The following is an 18273-nucleotide window of genomic DNA, read 5'->3' on the forward strand; positions in this document are numbered from 1 at the left end:
TCATTCAGCGGGAACGGGTCGGCACATGAAAAGCGCGCGACGCAAATTGGAGCTAGGCGCCGCTGCAAAGTCCGTCATTATACCGGCGTGCGCGGCCATGCCGATGACGTCCCATCGACGCAAGCGCTTGCCTTGACGAAGAAATAGCGAGGGAGAGCCGAGGAAAGGCCGGACTGGGTAGTCCGGCCGTTGCGGCCGACACGGGCGACGGCCTCTGAATTTGCGCGAAGCGTGCCAGGAAGCGCGCCCGAATGCGTGCCTGAAGCACGCCGCCGGAGCTTACTGTGCCGTTTGCTGCGGCTTGTTGGACAGCGCGAGTCGCAACAGGTCGGCAACCGTGTTGACGTTGAGCTTTTCCATGATGTTCGCGCGGTGCGCTTCGACCGTCTTGATGCTGATGCCGAGGTCGTCGGCGATCTGCTTGTTCAGGCGGCCGGCGATGATCCGCTCGAGTACCTGATGTTCGCGGGCGGTGAGCTTGCCGAGACGCTCGGCGGCCGCGCGCTGCTGCTGCACGCTCGTGCTTTCGCTGCGCGCCTTGTCGAGCATGCGCTCGACGAGCTTGCGCAACTCGGCTTCGTCGAACGGTTTTTCGATGAAGTCCATCGCGCCTTTTTTCATCGTGGACACTGCCATCGGCACATCGCCATGACCCGTCACGAAGATGATCGGCAGCGACGCATTGTCGGCGATCAGACGCTCCTGCAATTCCAGTCCGCTCATGCCGGACATCCGCACATCGAGAATCAGGCAGGCTATCTGGCCCGGATGCTGATGCGGCTGCCATGCGTCGATGAACTGCTCGGCGCTGGAGAAGCACTGCACGCGGTAGCCGTTCGCCTCCAGCAGCCAGCGCAGCGAATCTCGCACGGCCTCGTCGTCGTCGACGACAAAGACAGTTTCCTGTGTGGTGACTGGGCTGTTCATAGCTCTCCCGTAACGGTTTGTGGTGTCGGCGCCTCTGACCCGCCGTTGCTCGGGCCGTCCGGCTCTCCAATAGGCAGACTGCAATGGAACGTGGCGCCCGTGATGTGGCCGTCTGATTCGACGTTGTTGACCACCCACAGACGGCCGCGGTGCGATTCGATAATCGAACGGCAAATGTTCAGCCCCATGCCCATACCGTCGGACTTGGTGCTGTAAAACGGTTCGAACAGCCGCTCGGCTGTCGCTTCGTCGACGCCCGGGCCCTGGTCGACGACGCTGATGCAGACAAAGCCGCTTTCCAGCCGCACGACCACGCGGATCACCGGGTCGACGGCATTGGGCCGCGCTTCGGCCATCGCCTCGGCGCCGTTCTTCAGCAGGTTGACCAGCACCTGCTCGATCAGCACCGGGTCGACGTAAATGACGGGCAACCGCGAGCGCATGTCGGTGACGATGCGAATGCGCCGCTTGCGCACCTCGATCTCCGCGAGGCCCACCGCGTCCGCGACGATGTCCGCGACGCGCGTAGCCTGGCGCTTGGGCTCGCTGCGTTTCACGAACTCGCGAATCCGCTTGATGATCATGCCGGCGCGCACCGCTTGCTGGGCGGTCTTTTCGAGCACGGGCAGCAGGTTGTCCGGCGTTGTCCGACCGGATTTAACCAGTGCAACGGTTCCCGAGCAATAGTTATTGATCGCGGCGAGCGGCTGATTCAGTTCATGCGCGAGCGACGAGGCCATTTCGCCCATGGTCATCAACCGGCTCGTGAACTGCAGTTTTTCATCCTGCTGGCGCGACAGTTCCTGCGCCTGCTTGCGCGTGGTGATGTCGGTTGCGATCTGCATCTGCGCGAGGTGGCCGTCCACCCATTGAATGTACTGGCGGCGCACTTCGAACCATTTCTGGATGCTTTGCACGTAGATTTCCTGCGCGTCGGCCGTGCTCTCCGTCAACGCGGCGGCGGGCAGTCCGGCGTAGGTATCCACCATATCGATCGAATCCGACGACGCCTGTGCGCTATCGAACCCGCCGCCCGCCAATTCCAGGTGGCCGTCCGGGCGAATTCCGAACAGGTGCCGGTAGTAGCGGTTGGCGAACAGCAGTTCGGCTTCGTCGGCGGCGAGCACCGAGACGGCGGCATCGAGGCTCTCCAGCACGGTCGTGAAGCGCTCATGCGCGGCGGCAAGTTCCTCACGCGCGCGCTTGGGCTCGGTGATGTCGGTCATCGACGACATCCAGCCGGTCTGGCGACCCGAACTGTCGATGAGCGGCGATACGTAGAGGCGCGCGTGGAACGTGGAGCCGTCTTTGCGGCGCACGCGCAATTCGAAGCCCGACGAGGGCGCCTTGCCGCGCAGCGTCATGTCGAGCTGGCGCTGCATCTCCGGATAAGCGTCGCGCGGCCAGTAAGCGAACGGCGCGGTCTTGCCCACAAGGTCGCTTTCGTCCCAGCCGGTCATGCGGCAAAACGCCGGGTTCACGTGGGTGATGCGGCCGTGCATGTCGAGCACACGCATGCCGATCAGCACGGAATTTTCCATCGCACGGCGGAAAAACGCTTCGGCGTAAAGCGCCTGTTGCGCCTCGAAACGCTGCCGCGTGTGTTTCCACAAACTCCACAGACTCCACAGCACGAAACACGACAGACCTGCCACCAGCCACACGAGTGTGTTGTTGGTGAAGTTGGTCATTTGCGGGAACGCATAGACGCGCACCGAGACACCCTGGCCCGGCGGGTCGAGCGGCAGGTCGTAGAACATGTCGCGCGGCAGGCGCGGGCGCGTGGACGTGGTGGTCAGCTCGCGGTTGTTCGCGTCGACGATCGAAATCTTGTACTTGGCCGACAGTTCGGGCGGAATGTCGTGCTTCAGAATGCCTTCCACCGAAAACACGGCGGCGATCGACCCGAGAAATTCGCGGTCGCGATAGACCGGCGTTTGCAACGTGATATAGCCGTTGCCGAGGTCGTCGTAAATGAGCGGCGAGTACACCTGGCGGCGCGTGCTGCGCGCTTCGGTGAAGGCGGCTTTCACTGCCTCGTCCATCTGGGTGTCGTTCGGCTTCGCGAGCCGCTGGCCGAATACCGGCAGCGCGGTACTGGGCCAGCGCGGCTGCTGCTGGCTCGTGTACCAGTTCATGTAGAGGATCTCGGGATGCCCCTGCATGATGTCCGTGGTGGACACCTGGAACGACTGCGGATCGGCATGGCCGACCACCAGGTCGCGCGCGAGCGCCTGAATCTGTTCTTGCGCGCCCGTCATGGACAGGCGGATCTGCTGCTGGGCCCACGCGACGTTACGGTAAAGCGTGTCTTCCTGTTGCTGCTGCTCGCGCCGGTTCAGGCTCCACAGAATCAGGCTCATGACGACCAGGAAAACCAGGATCGACAGGAGCGGCGTCAGCAAATAGGAATTGGACCACCATGGTCCATGGTGCCAGCGGGAGGACGGCGTCGAATCCGCCGGCGAACCGGCGGTGCGCGCCGAGCGAGCGAAAAGCCGTTCGGTCAACATGCGTGGCATTGTAGCGCAGCGCGTACCTCCGAAATGGCGCAAAAAATCACGGAAAGTGCCGTTAATCGGCGCACACTAGCTCGCGTATCCGTCAAAAGGCAGTCAAATCAGGTTGCGCCGCAACAATTTTCCGCATTATGAGAATCGATCTCGTAATTCGAAAATTTTGTTGCGTGGACGTCGGGACCCTTATTACAATCGGCCGAAGCTGCCGCGGCCGTGCTTCGTCCGCGTCGTCTGTCCAAAGAGCGTTCCTCTATATCCAGGAGACGAGCATGTCCGCTGTACCCGACGAAGTCATGAAATATGTCGCCGCTGAGAAAGACGACGATCCCCAGGAAACCGGCGAATGGCTCGAAGCGCTGGATGGCGTGATTTCTGCTGTTGGCCCCGACCGTGCCCACTACCTGATCGAGAAGCAGATCGAGTTTGCCCGCGTGCATGGCGAACATCTGCCGTTCTCCGCCAACACCCCGTACATCAACACGATTCCGGTCACGCGTCAGGCGAAGATTCCCGGCGACCAGGACATCGAACACCGCATCCGCTCGTACACGCGCTGGAACGCCATTGCCATGGTGCTGCGCGCCGGCAAGGACACCAATGTGGGCGGCCACATCGCGTCGTTTGCTTCGGCGGCCACGCTGTATGACGTCGGCTTCAACCATTTCTGGCATGCGCCGTCTTCCGAACACGGCGGCGATCTCGTGTTCGTGCAGGGCCATTCGTCGCCGGGTGTGTACTCGCGCGCGTTCCTGCTCGGCCGTCTGACTGAAAAGCAGCTCGACAACTTCCGCCAGGAAGTGGGCGGCGAGGGCATCTCGTCGTATCCGCACCCGTGGCTGATGCCCGACTTCTGGCAATTCCCGACCGTTTCGATGGGTCTCGGCCCGATCATGGCGATCTACCAGGCGCGCTTCATGAAGTACATGCAGGCGCGCGGCATCGCAAAGACCGAGGGCCGCAAGGTCTGGGCTTTCCTCGGCGACGGCGAAACGGACGAACCGGAATCGCTCGGCGCGATCGGTATGGCCGGCCGCGAACGGCTCGATAACCTCGTGTTCGTGATCAACTGCAACCTGCAGCGCCTCGACGGTCCGGTGCGCGGCAACGGCAAGATCATCCAGGAACTCGAAAGCGAATTCCGCGGCGCGGGCTGGAACGTCATCAAGGTCGTGTGGGGCAGCCGTTGGGACGCGCTGTTCCAGCGCGACAAGTCGGGCGCGCTGATGCGCCGCATGATGGAAGTCGTCGACGGCGAATATCAGACGTATAAGTCGGAGTCGGGCGCGTTTGTCCGCGAGCACTTCTTCAATTCGCCGGAACTGAAGGCGCTGGTCGCCGACTGGTCGGACGAAGACGTGTGGAATCTGAACCGCGGCGGCCACGATCCGCACAAGATCTACGCGGCGTTCTCCGAAGCCACGCAGGCGAAGGGCCAGCCGACCGTCATTCTCGCGAAGACGATCAAGGGCTACGGCATGGGCGAAGCCGGCCAGGCCATGAACATCACCCACCAGCAGAAGAAGATGCAGGTGGAGCAGCTGAAAAAATTCCGCGACCAGTTCCGTCTGCCGATCGCCGACGAAGACCTCGTGAACGTGCCGTACCTCAAGTTCGAAGAAGGTTCGAAGGAACTCGAGTACATGCGCGCACGCCGCCAGGACCTCGGCGGTTATCTGCCCGCGCGCCGTCAGAAGGCCGAGTCGCTGCCGGTCCCGGACCTGTCGGCATTCGAGCCGCTCCTGAAGGGCACCGGCGAAGGCCGCGAGATTTCCACGACGATGGCGTTCGTGCGCATTCTCAACATCCTGCTGAAGGACAAGGCGCTAGGCAAACGCATCGTGCCGATCGTGCCGGACGAGTCGCGTACCTTCGGTATGGAAGGGCTGTTCCGTCAGATCGGTATCTGGAATCAGGACGGCCAGAAGTACATTCCGGAAGACTCCGACCAGCTGATGTTCTACCGCGAGTCGGAAACCGGTCAGATTTTGCAGGAAGGCATCAACGAAGCCGGCGGCATGTCGGACTGGATCGCAGCCGCGACGTCGTACTCGACGCACGGCGAAATCATGATCCCGTTCTACATCTTCTATTCGATGTTCGGCTTCCAGCGCATCGGCGACCTCGCATGGGCCGCGGGCGACATGCGGTCGCGCGGCTTCCTGCTGGGCGGAACCGCGGGCCGCACGACGCTGAACGGCGAAGGTCTGCAACACGAAGACGGCCATTCGCTGCTGTGGGCCGCTTCAGTGCCGAACTGCATCAGCTACGACCCGACGTTCGGTTACGAGCTCGCGGTCATCATGCAAGACGGCTTGCGCCGCATGGTCGCTGAACAGGAAGACGTGTACTACTACGTCACGGTGATGAACGAGAACTACGAGCACCCGGCGATTCCGCAGGGCGACAGCGTAGCGGCCGACATCATCAAGGGCATGTACGCGTTCCGCAAGGCCGAAGCCGACAGCGGGTTCGACAAGAGCGCGCCGCGCGTGCAGCTGATGGGCGCGGGCACGATCTTCAACGAAGTGATCGCCGCCGCCGACCTGCTGAAGAACGACTGGGGCGTCGCCGCCGACCTGTGGAGCGTGCCGAGCTTCACCGAACTCGCGCGCGAAGGCCACGAAGTGCAGCGCTGGAACCTGCTGCATCCGAGCGAAGAGAAGAAGGTCTCGCACGTCGAGAAGCTCCTGAAGGACGCGCCTGGCCCGGTGATTGCCTCCACCGACTACGTGCGCGCGCTGACCGAGCAGATTCGCGCATTCGTGCCGCAACGTTTCGTCGTGCTGGGCACGGACGGCTACGGCCGTTCGGACACGCGCGAAAAGCTGCGCCACTTCTTCGAAGTCGACCGCTACTGGGTCACGGTGGCCGCGTTGAACGCACTGGCAGACGAGGGCACGATCGAACGCAAGGTCGTCGCCGAGGCGCTCAAGAAGTACAACCTTGATCCCGCCAAACCCAACCCGATGACCGTCTAAGGCATCATTCCCCGTGTGCCACGGCGCGCGCGCCCGTTCCTGATCGACAGGGGCAGGCGCGTGCGCGGCCCAGGAGACACTAACAATGAGTCAAGCGATCGAAGTCAAGGTGCCGGACATCGGCGATTACAAGGACATTCCTGTGATCGAGGTGCTGGTCAAGGCGGGTGATACCGTCGAGAAAGAGCAATCGCTCGTAACGCTGGAGTCCGACAAGGCGACCATGGACGTGCCGAGTTCGGCCGCCGGCGTCGTCAAGGAAGTGAAGGTCAAGGTCGGCGACAACGTGTCGGAAGGTTCGCTGATCGTCATGCTGGATAGCGCCGAAGGCGGCGCGGCTGCTCCTGCGCCCGCTCCGTCACCGGCGCCTGCTGCTGCTCCTGCCCCCGCTCCTGCTCCCGCTGCAACCGGCGGTGGCCTGCAGGATGTCAAGGTGCCGGATATCGGCGACTACAAAGACGTTCCCGTGATCGAAGTCGCGGTGAAGGTCGGCGATCGCGTCGAGAAAGAGCAGTCGCTCGTCACGCTCGAATCCGACAAGGCGACGATGGACGTACCTAGCTCGGCCGCCGGCGTCGTCAAGGAGGTGAAGGTCAAGGTCGGCGATACCGTTTCCGAAGGCTCGGTCATCGTCGTGGTGGAAGCCGAAGGCGCCGCCGCGGCTCCGGCCCCGGCGCCCGCAGCCGCACCGAAGCAGCAAACCGAAAAGCCGTCGGACGCGCCCGTCACGCCTTCGCCCGCTCCGGCTTCGCCGTCCGCACTCGCACAAGCGCCGGTGATTCCGGCCGGCGAGGGCGGTGCGCGGCATCCGAGCCACGCTTCGCCGTCGGTGCGCAAGTTCGCGCGCGAACTCGGTGTCGATGTGACGCAGGTGCAGGGCACGGGTCCGAAAGGCCGCATCACGCAAGCTGACGTGACCGCCTTCATCAAGGGCGTCATGACGGGCCAGCGTGCAGCGCCGGCCGGTGCAGCCGCGCCCGCTGCGACCGGCGGCGGCGAGTTGAATCTGCTGCCGTGGCCGAAGATCGACTTCACGAAGTTCGGTCCGGTCGACCCGAAGCCGCTGTCGCGCATCAAGAAGATTTCCGGTGCGAACCTGCATCGCAACTGGGTCATGATTCCGCACGTCACGAACAACGACGAAGCGGACATCACCGAACTCGAAGCGCTGCGCGTGCAGTTGAACAAGGAAAACGAAAAGGCCGGCGTGAAGATCACGATGCTGGCGTTCGTGATCAAGGCCGTCGTGTCGGCCCTGAAGAAATTCCCGACGTTCAACGCGAGCCTCGACGGCGACAACCTCGTGTTCAAGCAGTACTACCACGTGGGTTTTGCCGCCGATACGCCGAACGGTCTCGTGGTTCCGGTGATTCGCGACGCGGACAAGAAGGGCCTCGTCGAAATCGCGAAGGAAATGACCGATCTGTCGAAGGCCGCGCGCGAAGGCAAGCTGAAGCCGGACCAGATGCAAGGCGGCTGCTTCTCGATTTCGTCGCTGGGCGGTATTGGCGGCACGAATTTCACGCCGATCATCAATGCGCCCGAAGTCGCGATTCTCGGCTTGTCGCGTGGCGCGATGAAGCCGGTGTGGGACGGCAAGCAGTTTGTACCTAAGCTGATGCTGCCGCTGTCGTTGTCTTACGACCACCGCGTGATCGATGGAGCTGAAGCTGCGCGCTTCAATGCGTATCTTGGAGCGCTTCTTGCCGATTTCCGGCGTGTGATTCTTTGATAGTGGTGAGGTTGCGCGGGGCGCTGGTTTTTGCGGTGCTCCGCGTCTCTCTGTAGAACCTGCTTTCATGTCGGTCCGTTGGCGCTGCCCCTGTGCGGGGCGGCCCCTACTTTTCTTTGCCTCGCCAAAGAAAGGTAGGCAAAACAAAGGCGCGTCCTTGGGCGGACGGCAAAGAATGATTCCGTCTGCCGCGCTGCCAGCTTTTGGGGCTCGACGTTGCGCGTTCTTTGCTCATCACTATCAACAAGAGAAGGGGACACCATGAGTCTCGTCGAAGTAAAAGTGCCGGATATCGGTGACTTCAAGGACGTCGATGTCATCGAAGTCAACATCAAACCGGGCGACGTCATCGAGAACGAACAGGCGCTGATGACGCTCGAGTCCGACAAGGCTTCCATTGAAGTGCCGAGCGATACCGCCGGCACCGTCAAGGAAGTTCGCGTGAAGGCCGGCGACAAAGTTTCGCAAGGCACGATCATCGCGCTCGTCGAAACGTCGGCGGACGCGGCGCCCGCCAAAGATGCGCCTAAGGCTGCGGCCAAGGAGCCCGAGAAAGCGCCGGCTGAAGCGAAACCTCAGGCCGACGCGGCGAAGCCTCAAGCCGCCGCACCCGCGCCGCAAGCCGGCAGTTTCTCCGGCAGCGCGGACATCGAATGCGACATGCTCGTGCTCGGCTCGGGCCCTGGCGGCTATTCCGCCGCGTTCCGTTCGGCCGATCTCGGCATGAAGACGGTGCTGGTCGAACGCTACGCAACGCTGGGCGGCGTCTGTCTGAACGTCGGCTGTATTCCGTCAAAAGCGCTGCTGCACACCGCGCTCGTGATCGACGAAGCCGAAGCGCTCGGCGCTCATGGCATCACGTTCGCAAAGCCGCAGATCGATCTGGACAAGCTGCGCGACTTCAAGTCGGGCGTCGTCAAAAAGCTGACGGGTGGCCTCGCTGGCATGGCCAAGATGCGCAAGGTCGAAGTAGTGACGGGGACCGGCTCTTTCGTTGATCCGAATCACATGGAAGTGCAGACCGAAGGCGGCAAGAAGGTCGTGAAGTTCAAGCAGGCGATCATCGCCGCGGGCTCGGAAGCGGTGAAGCTGCCGTTTATTCCGGAAGATTCGCGCGTGGTGGATTCGACCGGCGCGCTCGAACTTCGTCAGATTCCGCAGCGGATGCTGGTGATCGGCGGCGGCATCATCGGCCTGGAAATGGCGACGGTGTACGCCACGCTCGGCGCGCAGATCGACGTCGTCGAAATGCTCGACGGCCTGATGGCAGGCGCTGACCGCGATCTCGTCAAGGTTTGGGAGAAGTACAACAGCAAGCGTTTCGCGAACGTTATGCTGAAGACCAAAACTGTCGCGGCCGAGGCGAAGGACGACGGCATCTACGTGTCGTTCGAAGGCGAAAAGGCCCCGGCCGAAGCCCAACGCTACGACCTGGTACTGGTGGCAGTCGGCCGCTCGCCGAATGGCAAGAAGATCGGCGCCGACAAAGCTGGCGTGGCGGTGACGGATCGCGGTTTTATCGACGTCGACAAGCAGATGCGCACGAACGTGCCGCACATCTTTGCGATCGGCGATATCGTCGGTCAGCCGATGCTCGCGCATAAAGCCGTGCACGAAGGTCACGTTGCCGCCGAAGCGGCTCACGGCGAGAAGGCGTACTTCGACGCGCTGCAGATTCCGTCGGTGGCGTACACCGATCCCGAAGTCGCGTGGGCCGGCAAGACGGAAGACCAGTTGAAGGCCGAGGGCATCAAGTACGGCAAGGCGGTGTTCCCGTGGGCCGCTTCGGGCCGCGCGATTGCCAACGGACGCGACGAGGGCTTCACGAAGCTGCTGTTCGACGAAGAAACGCATCGCGTGATCGGCGGCGGGATTGTCGGCCTGAATGCAGGCGACCTGATCAGCGAGGTGTGCCTCGCGATCGAAATGGGCGCGGATGCAACCGACATCGGCAAGACCATTCACCCGCATCCCACGCTCGGCGAATCGATCGGCATGGCTGCCGAACTCTACGAAGGCGTGTGTACGGACTTGCCGCCGCAGAAAAAGAAGTAATGCGCTCAGCACATCCGCATTCGTGCGGATGGCGCTGATGAAAAACGGCGCGCCCTTTGCGGGGCGCGCCATTTTCATTTGCGATAGCGAGCGGGAAATGTTTGTCGCCGGATCGCACCCCAGCCGGGACGCAAAATCCGCGCAAAAAAAATCCCGGCGCTTCGCCGGGCAAACGATACGTCGTTCAACGTATCGGAGCGTTCGGCCAATTGAAACCGTGTGAGCGGCGACGGCACGACGCTGTTGCTTACAGCAGCGCCGGCGCAGCGATGAGCTGGGCCGGCGCAAATACCGCCTTCAAGTCGCGCTCCTGGGCAAGCCCGAAGAGCGAGGCCCGAACGTTAGACCGGCTTCTTGGCCGAGCGCGATGCTTGCGCTGCGGCTTGCGAAGCTGCCTTCGAGGCGGCCGTAGCGGCTGCGTTGAAGTTGCTTTCCGCGATTTCGACAGCCTGCTTGGTAGCCTTGTGAACCGTTTCGTACGTGGTGTTGGCGGCGGTAATGGCCGACTTGATCACGGCGACAGCGGTTTCAGAACCGGCCGGCGCATTCTTCGCGACGTTTTCGACGAGCGACTGAACCTTGCGGTTCTGTTCTTCGAACTGCGCTTCCGCTACGCGGGCGAATTCGCCTTGCGTTGCCGAGACGATTTCGTACACGTGACGGCCATACGACAGCGCCTTTTCAGCGACGGGCTGTGCGAGGCTTGCTTGCAATGCCAGCAACTCTTGCGCGTCTTTGACGGACAGCGCGCGTTGGGCATTTTCCTGGCTTTCCGCGAGCGTCGACTTCACGACTTGCAGGTTCAGTTCGACCAGCTTTTCGACGCCTTCAAACGCCTTGGTCGTCAGGCCGAACAGCGTTTCGAAATTGGCTTTCTGGGCTGCAGCGAATTGCTCGGGGGTCAGCAAAGTCATGTTTACGCTCCTGGAATCGCGGCCCATCTTTGCAGACCGCATTGGGTGGCGGCGAGACGCATAGATTCGTCTGCCCGGACCGCGATGAATTGTGCATCGCAGCAATGGGTTCTATTTTAAGATGTCGCTAACGAATGTCAAGCGGTTTTTGTGCATCGCACAATTTTAAGAAACCACTTAGGAAACAATAGCTTATGCGTGAGGCATGACAGGCGGATGACGCGGTCGATTTGACCGTTGCGCTGCGGGGGTGCGCCGGTTGCCGGTAATTCGTTCCGGAAAGAGGGCGTCGAATTCCATAGGCCGGCGGTGCGGGGCAAAAGGGCGTCGCCGGGTGGTCATTTAACAAAAGATCGCCGTGGAAGCGAATCGATGTAAACCATAAAGTGTCACGGAACGTTAATCGTTGATGCTGGTCGAATGCGCGTCATTCGATTTGCAGCAGACATTTAAGAGCGCGCGGGGCGCCATACGGACAAAGCGTTGCCTGAGGCGTTGCGCCTCTATCTATGCGGCGCTCGTGTTTCCCCTCATCAAGGTTGTCTCGAAATTGCCGTTATGCTTGAAGGATCACGCCCTTATTGAGCGGGACGGCGACGGCGAAGCTCGATGTCCTGATCGTTTTTTTCGATCGATGCGCGGCACTTATTTGTGTTTTTGCGATCGGAGCTTACAAGCCGGTTTAAGGAGCGCCCATAAGTGCTTCAAATTGCTAAATTTTCGTTGTTTTACTACACTTGCGGAAATCTCTCGCCGCTCCCTACAGAACACCCATGAAAACCGACATGTTTTCGTCGCTGAAAGTGATCCACGGCGCGGCGCGCAGCACCGCGTTGTCGGTGGCCGCCTCCATGGTCCTCGCGGCCGCGCTTGGCGCCCCGGTGAGCACTTTCGCCGCTACGCCCGCTGCATCTGCAAAAACCTCGAAACACGCGAAAGCCGCGACAAAGCCGGCCGCCACCGCCAAGGCCGCTAAAGCGGGCAAAGGCGCGGCGGCGAAGACCGCAGCCGTTGACGACGACGCGCCCCGCGCGAGCGTCAAGCGCAAGCGTGTGACTTACACGTCGAACGGACGTCATCGCTCGGTGGTGCGGCGCGTCGCGTATGAGCCGCGGCAGCCGACCGTTGGCCAGGCGTTCGGCCTGCACGAAACGCCGGACGCGCTGATGCTGCGCTCGAGCGTCGCGTACGTAGTCGATCAGAACACGGGCGAGCCGCTCTTCGACAAGAATTCGCGCGCAGTGGTGCCGATCGCGTCCATCACCAAGCTGATGACGGCAATGGTCGTGCTCGATTCGAAAGAACCGATGACCGATCAACTCGAAGTCACGGACGAAGACCGCGATTACGAGAAGAACACTGGCTCGCGTCTGTCGGTCGGCTCGGTGCTCTCGCGTGAAGACATGCTGCACATTGCGCTGATGGCATCGGAAAACCGCGCGGCTGCAGCGCTTTCGCGCTACTTCCCCGGTGGCCGCCCGGCGTTTCTCGCCTCCATGAACGCGAAGGCGCGGCAACTCGGCATGACCGACACGCACTTCGAGAACCCAACGGGTTTGACGAGCCAGAACGTGTCGAGCGCGCGCGATCTCGTGAAGATGGTCAACGCGGCATATCAATATCCGCTGATCCGCAGGTTCTCAACGGATCATAGTTATGAGGTCTACACCGGCAAGCGCACGCTCGCCTACAACAGCACCAACGCACTCGTGCGTAACCCGACGTGGGACATCGGTCTGCAGAAGACGGGCTTCATCAACGAAGCAGGCGAATGCCTCGTGATGCAAGCCAACATTCACGGACGCCCGATGGTGTTGGTGCTGCTCGATTCGTCGGGCAAATATTCGCGTTTCGCAGATGCCACGCGGCTGCGCACGTGGCTCGACAACGGCGGCGATCAGGCGCGCATCACGAGCGCCGACGCCAGCGGTCCCGGCACCTGAGCTTGTTCGCGCACGGCCGGTTGGCCGGCGAGCCGCCTCAAACTAAAAAGCCCCGCACTGCTGCGGGGCTTTTTCCATTCGGCGGGCGGTTTCGCATTACGCGTGCGAACTCTGATGATGGCCATGCCCTTGGGAGGCTTGCGGCCGATACCCAAGCGCCTCGGAAATCACGAGCGCGGTCTGGCTGAGTTGGCCGAGCCACGAATCCTGCAGGCGATCGGCCGGTGCGGATAACGACAAGCCAGCGACCAGCTTGCCTGTATCGTCATAGATACCCGCGGCGATGCAGCGCACGCCGAGTTCGAGTTCTTCGTTATCGCGCGCGCAGGCCTGCTGGCGGACGTGCGACAGTTCGCGCTCCAGCTTGGCGAGATCGGTGATGCTGTTCTGCGTGTGACCGGACAAGCCCGTGCGCGTCGCGTAGGCACGCACGCGCGTGGATTCGTCGGCGGCGAGAAAAAGTTTGCCCACCGAGGTGAGATGCAGCGGCGCGCGTCCGCCGATGGCCCGCACCACCTGCATGCCGGAACGCTCCGAATACGCGCGTTCGATGTAGACGATCTCGTCGCCCTGACGCACCGACAGGTTCACGGTCTGGCCCGTCTCCCGATGCAGTTCCCGCATCGGCGTGAGCGCCGCGTCGCGCACCGACAGGCGCGCTTTCACCAGGTTGCCCAGTTCCAGCAGGCGCATGCCGAGCCGGTACGTGCCCGGGTCAGACCGGTCGACCAGCCGGCACATCACCATGTCGTTCAGGATGCGATGCGCGGTGGACGGATGCAGTTGCGTGCGGATGGCGAGTTCTTTCAGGCTGACCGGGTCGCTATGCGCGGCCAGTGCGTCGAGCAGGCGCATCATGCGTTCGATCACCTGGATCGAAGTTTTGGGATCCGGGTTCGTGTCGCTCATAAGAAGAATCAGTTGACGCGTCAAACAGCGGAAATTGATTGTATCTCGTATCGTGAAAAAAGCGAACGCACTTGGAAGAGCTCTTCGAATTCGGCGAGGCATTCGTCCTGCACCTTCCAAGCGTTGGTATTGTGCGCCAAACAGCGGATAATCAGGGACGTTTTCCCGGAGGAGGGCTCATGCGAGTCGGATTGTTCGTCACCTGTCTCATCGACCTGATGCGGCCCGAAATCGGTTTCTCGGTAATCAAGCTGATCGAGGGCGCGGGTTTTGAAGTGGTGGTCCCACCGGCGCAAACATGCTGCGGGCAACCCGCGTACAACTCGGGCGAGCGGCGCATCGCCCGGGATCTCGCCGAGAAGACCTTGCGGGAGTTCGAGCAGTTCGATTACGTGGTGGTGCCCTCGGGTTCGTGCGGCGGGATGATCCGCACGCACTACGGCGACCTCTTTGCCGACGATCCCGAGCTGATGAACCGCTTTGGCCGGCTGCGCGCCAAGGTCTTCGAGCTGACCGATTTCCTCGTCAATGTCGCGCATGTGCAATTGCAGCCGGGCGAGTTCGTGGGGCAAGTCACTTATCACGACTCGTGCTCGGGTCTGCGCGAGCTTGGCGTCAAGGCTCAGCCGCGAGAGCTCCTGGCACAAGTGGGCGTGGCGGTGACGGAAATGAAGGGCTGTGAGCACTGCTGTGGCTTCGGCGGCACGTTCGCGATCAAGTACGGCGACATTTCCACAGCGATCGTCGACGAAAAATGCGCGAATATCCGCGACAGCGGTGCGGGCACGGTCGTTCTAGGCGACCTCGGCTGCATGCTCAATATTGAAGGGCGTTTGAGGCGTACCGGCGATACCGCGATGCGCGTGCTGCACATCGCGCAAGTGCTGGCCGGGGACGTTTGAGGGGATCGCCATGCAAATCCAGTCCATGCAATTCAAGGCGCGCGCCGGTCAGAAACTCGCAGACCAGCGGTTGCAGCAGAACCTGATCAAGCTGTCCACCAAGTTCGTTTCCGCCCGTGCCATCGCGCTGACGGCAATCGACTTCGCCGCCACCCGCGCGGCGCTCAAGGAGCGCCGCAACCGCGCCCTCGAAAACCTCGACGTGTGGCTGGAGACCTTCGAGCGCGAGGCGGCCCGGCGCGGCGTCACCGTGCTATTCGCGGAGACCACTCAGGAGGCCGCGCGGCTCGTCGGCGACATTGCACGCCGGCACGACGTGAAGAAGGTGATCAAGACCAAGTCGATGGTCACCGAAGAAATGCGCCTGAACGAAGTGCTCGGGCAAATGGGCGTGCAATCCATCGAAACCGATCTGGGCGAATACATTCTGCAGATCAACGGCAACGAGCCGCCGAGCCACATCATCGCGCCGGTCGTGCATAAGGATAAGGACGAGATCGCCGACCTCTTCGCCAAAACACATGGCCGGCCGCGCCTCACCGAAATTCCCGACATGACGCTCGAAGCACGGCAGGTGCTGCGTCCGCACTTCATGAGCGCGGACATGGGCGTGACGGGCGGCAACTTCGTGATCGCGGAGACCGGCTCGGTCGTGCTCGTCACGAACGAGGGCAATGAAGGCATGTGCACCGTCATGCCGCGCGTGCATGTGGCCGTAACCGGCATCGAGAAGGTATTGCCGACACTCGAAGACCTCGCCACGGCCATGCGTCTGCTGCCGCGCTCCGCGACCGGCCAGACCACGTCGAATTACTTCTCCCTGCTGACCGGACCGCGAGGCGAGGGCGATCAGGACGGGCCGGAGCACATGTATGTGGTGCTCGTCGACGGCGGGCGCACGGGCCTGATCGGCGGCGATTTCCAGGAGATGCTTCGCTGCATTCGGTGCGGCGCGTGCATGAACCATTGTCCGGTGTATCAGAAAGTGGGCGGACACGCGTATGGCTGGGTCTATCCGGGACCCATGGGCTCGGTGCTGACGCCGAGTTATGTCGGCCTCGACAAGGCGCTGGATCTGCCGCAGGCGGCCACGCTGTGCGGCGAGTGCAATAGCGTTTGCCCCGTCGGGATTCCTTTGTCCGACCTGTTGCGCAAGCTGCGGGAGAAGCAGGTGGAGCGACGCCTGCGTCCATGGAGGGAGCGTGCGGGCATGGCTGTGTGGGGCTTTATGGCGCTGCATCCACAGATGTATGCCGTTGTCACGAAGCTCGCCGTGCGTGTGCTGGAGCGCATGGGCGGGAGCAATCGGTCGATTGCCAAGTTGCCGCTAGCTGGCGCCGGCTGGACCGACACCCGTGACATGCCCGCGCCTGTGGGGCGCACGTTCAGGGAGTTGTACGCCGCGCAGCGCAGTCATATCGGCTGATTGTGGGTGAGCGCGCTGCGCGTCCTGCTGCAAGGCGGATGACGGAGCAAAAGCGCCGCTCTCGTGGCGGTGGCCCGCGAACCAACTGCGCTCGCGCCATTGCCTGCAGGCCTGTGCGATTACGCGGCAAGCAGATCACCGAGAATGCAGGCCCATGACAAGTGCGCGGTAGGCGATTCTTGCGTATCGCCTCGGCCGCTCAAGCGCCATTTAGTGATCCGTTGGGCCGCCCGACGGGCGATTCGGATTGCCTCTCACGACCGGCCCGCCGCCATTGCCGTGGCCACCTCCGCCTCCCCCTCCTGCCTGTTGCGTCGGTGCTGGCGGCGGAGGCGCGGCGGCAGGCCGCGGCGCATTCGACCCGCTCGGTCCGCGCGGACCGGCGGCCGCGCCTTGCGGCGGCGGGCCGCCACCAGACTGGCCGTGCCATCCACCGTTGCCGCCGTGATTGCCGTTATCACCGTCGTGGTACGGACGTCCCGGATAACCGCGATATCCCGGTCCCGGCCCGTAGTAGCGCCCGGGGCCGTTGTAATAACCAGGGCCGTAGTAATTGTTGTAACCCATGTAAACGTTGGTCTGCGGCGGGACAGGGGCGCCGTAGCCGTCGTAACCGTCGTAGGTGCTGTAGCCGTTGCTGTACATCGGAGTGCCGTCCGGATAAACGGCACAGCCGCCTAGAAGAGCGGCGACGGCGACAGCGCCGAGGGGTGCAAAGCGTTTCATTTCAAGCCCGAGCCAAGAGGTTTCATGACTATGAGACCGCAATTATGCTCATCTGTCGCGCTAGCTTTGTATGCTTTTGTAAGGAGTTAAGTTCTGTGCCAGGCCTGATCGTATATGGCCCTGCCGGCAGCACATCGTTTCACTGTTCCAATACACGCAACGCTGTATCACGCGCGGCCGGGTTTTTCCCGATTAGCTCTTTCTATAGGATTCGTGATGGGCATAGTGAGCGTTGAACTCGCGAGCCATCTTCGGAAGAACGACATCATGAAAAAGACAATAGCGGTGTACTGGCCTCTCGCACTCGTCCTCGCGCTGGCGGGGCTAGCGTATATGCAGATCTGCGCCGACGGCGCTTCGCGTGCTTCGCAGGCGCCCCTTGCCGCCGAGCAGCTGACCGCGGAGCTCGCGCGCGCCGTCTCCTACGGCATGATCGACGACGCAGCGTCACCGCCGGCCAAGCCGTTGCGCGCCGTCACGGTGTTGCCGCTGCCGCCGGCATCCTGAGCTTGCGAACGACCGGCCGCAACAGGCGTTCGGCTGCGGGCGAGATTCGGCGCGGCTTTGTATAATCGCGGCACCGTGCGGCAGGCGTCGCCTTTCATTTCGTCAGGCCGTGTGGGCGGCGTGCGGCTGGTCGTGCCGCTTGCCGCGGACTTGTACTACCAGTGCGCTGTGAAGCGTCAGAAGAAGCCCCTGATGAAAACCGTGTCCATCTGCTTTGTCTGCCTCGGGAACATCTGCCGTTCGCCTACCGCGGAGGGCGTGATGCGCCGTCTCGTCGAAGAGGCGAAGCTCGGTGAACGCATCCTGATCGACTCAGCAGGCACAGGCGATTGGCACATCGGCCAGCCGCCGGACGAGCGCGCTCTACACGCGGCGCGCGGCCGGGGCTACGACCTCGCAGCGTTGCGCGGCCGGCAGATCGCCGGGATCGACTTCGACCGCTTCGATCTTCTGATCGCGATGGACGACAAGAACGTGGCCGCGCTGCGCCAGGTATGCCCGCCGGACCAGCGGGACAAGATTCGCCTGCTAATGGAATTCGTGCCCGAGACCGATGCTCGCTGGGGCGGATCACGGGAAGTTGTCGATCCCTATTTCGGCGGTGCCGAAGGCTTCGAGCAGGTTCTCGACCAATGCGAAGCAGCGTGCCGAGGCCTTATCGCGGCGCTGCGTCCCCAATTGATCGGTTAGGTCCGCTGGTCGCGGCCACAAAGGCGCGCTAGCAATTAAGCGAAT

Annotated in this window: 14 protein-coding genes; 9 read left to right on the plus strand and 5 right to left on the minus strand. The window is 62.3% G+C overall.

Annotated elements, in window-relative coordinates:
• Positions 1-279: 279 nt before the first annotated feature.
• Both fixJ and fixL read right to left on the minus strand, forming a co-directional pair.
• Positions 280-927, minus strand: a complete 648-nt coding sequence (fixJ, locus tag RW095_RS25190; protein WP_128590393.1) for an oxygen response regulator transcription factor FixJ — start codon at positions 925-927, stop codon at positions 280-282.
• Positions 924-3440: an oxygen sensor histidine kinase FixL gene (gene fixL / locus RW095_RS25195; RefSeq protein ID WP_317021611.1), complete on the minus strand. Its 2517-nt coding sequence runs from the start codon at positions 3438-3440 to the stop codon at positions 924-926. The genes fixJ and fixL overlap by 4 nt, the downstream gene beginning before the upstream one ends.
• A 275-nt stretch (positions 3441-3715) precedes the next feature.
• Here fixL and aceE point away from each other — a divergent pair, with 275 nt between their 5' ends.
• The 4 genes from aceE to RW095_RS25215 all read left to right on the plus strand — a co-directional run bounded on the left by aceE (position 3716) and on the right by RW095_RS25215 (position 10434).
• Entirely contained in the window at positions 3716-6424 is a 2709-nt protein-coding gene (gene aceE, locus RW095_RS25200; RefSeq protein WP_317021612.1) for a pyruvate dehydrogenase (acetyl-transferring), homodimeric type, read from the plus strand.
• Positions 6425-6509: 85 nt separating this feature from the next.
• Entirely contained in the window at positions 6510-8156 is a 1647-nt protein-coding gene (aceF, locus tag RW095_RS25205) for a dihydrolipoyllysine-residue acetyltransferase (protein ID WP_317021613.1), read from the plus strand.
• Positions 8157-8417: 261 nt separating this feature from the next.
• Positions 8418-10211, plus strand: coding sequence for a dihydrolipoyl dehydrogenase (gene lpdA / locus RW095_RS25210; RefSeq protein ID WP_317021614.1), 1794 nt, complete (start codon positions 8418-8420; stop codon positions 10209-10211).
• Between the two features lie 28 nt (positions 10212-10239).
• On the plus strand, positions 10240-10434 hold the full coding sequence (locus RW095_RS25215; RefSeq protein WP_317021615.1) for a hypothetical protein: 195 nt from the start codon (positions 10240-10242) through the stop codon (positions 10432-10434).
• Between the two features lie 118 nt (positions 10435-10552).
• Here the strand turns inward: RW095_RS25215 and RW095_RS25220 are convergent, their stop codons facing one another.
• Positions 10553-11125: a phasin family protein gene (locus RW095_RS25220; protein WP_006051259.1), complete on the minus strand. Its 573-nt coding sequence runs from the start codon at positions 11123-11125 to the stop codon at positions 10553-10555.
• 773 nt (positions 11126-11898) lie between these two features.
• Between RW095_RS25220 and pbpG the strand changes: the two genes are divergently transcribed.
• A complete protein-coding gene (gene pbpG, locus RW095_RS25225; protein WP_317021616.1) occupies positions 11899-13068 on the plus strand; it encodes a D-alanyl-D-alanine endopeptidase in 1170 nt (389 codons plus the stop codon).
• 96 nt (positions 13069-13164) lie between these two features.
• On the opposite strand, the gene RW095_RS25230 is transcribed toward pbpG, so the two are convergent.
• Positions 13165-13977 carry an IclR family transcriptional regulator gene (locus RW095_RS25230; RefSeq protein WP_128589481.1) on the minus strand — a complete coding sequence of 271 codons (813 nt, stop codon included), beginning with the start codon at positions 13975-13977 and terminating at the stop codon, positions 13165-13167.
• Positions 13978-14156: 179 nt separating this feature from the next.
• On the opposite strand from RW095_RS25230, the gene RW095_RS25235 reads away from it, so the two are divergent.
• Complete coding sequence (locus tag RW095_RS25235; protein WP_317021617.1) at positions 14157-14879, plus strand: (Fe-S)-binding protein; 723 nt, start codon at positions 14157-14159, stop codon at positions 14877-14879.
• A gap of 10 nt (positions 14880-14889) precedes the next feature.
• Positions 14890-16305 carry a LutB/LldF family L-lactate oxidation iron-sulfur protein gene (locus RW095_RS25240; RefSeq protein ID WP_317021618.1) on the plus strand — a complete coding sequence of 472 codons (1416 nt, stop codon included), beginning with the start codon at positions 14890-14892 and terminating at the stop codon, positions 16303-16305.
• 210 nt (positions 16306-16515) lie between these two features.
• Here RW095_RS25240 and RW095_RS25245 read toward each other — a convergent pair whose 3' ends face one another.
• Positions 16516-17031 (minus strand): hypothetical protein, encoded by a 516-nt coding sequence (locus tag RW095_RS25245; protein WP_317021619.1) that lies wholly within the window; start codon positions 17029-17031, stop codon positions 16516-16518.
• 267 nt (positions 17032-17298) lie between these two features.
• Between RW095_RS25245 and RW095_RS25250 the strand changes: the two genes are divergently transcribed.
• Positions 17299-17538 carry a hypothetical protein gene (locus RW095_RS25250; protein ID WP_317021620.1) on the plus strand — a complete coding sequence of 80 codons (240 nt, stop codon included), beginning with the start codon at positions 17299-17301 and terminating at the stop codon, positions 17536-17538.
• 192 nt (positions 17539-17730) lie between these two features.
• A complete protein-coding gene (locus tag RW095_RS25255; protein WP_317022672.1) occupies positions 17731-18228 on the plus strand; it encodes a low molecular weight protein-tyrosine-phosphatase in 498 nt (165 codons plus the stop codon).
• Positions 18229-18273: the final 45 nt, after the last annotated feature.

The sequence above is a fragment of the Paraburkholderia kirstenboschensis genome (genome assembly GCF_032806925.1).
Lineage (GTDB): Bacteria > Pseudomonadota > Gammaproteobacteria > Burkholderiales > Burkholderiaceae > Paraburkholderia > Paraburkholderia kirstenboschensis.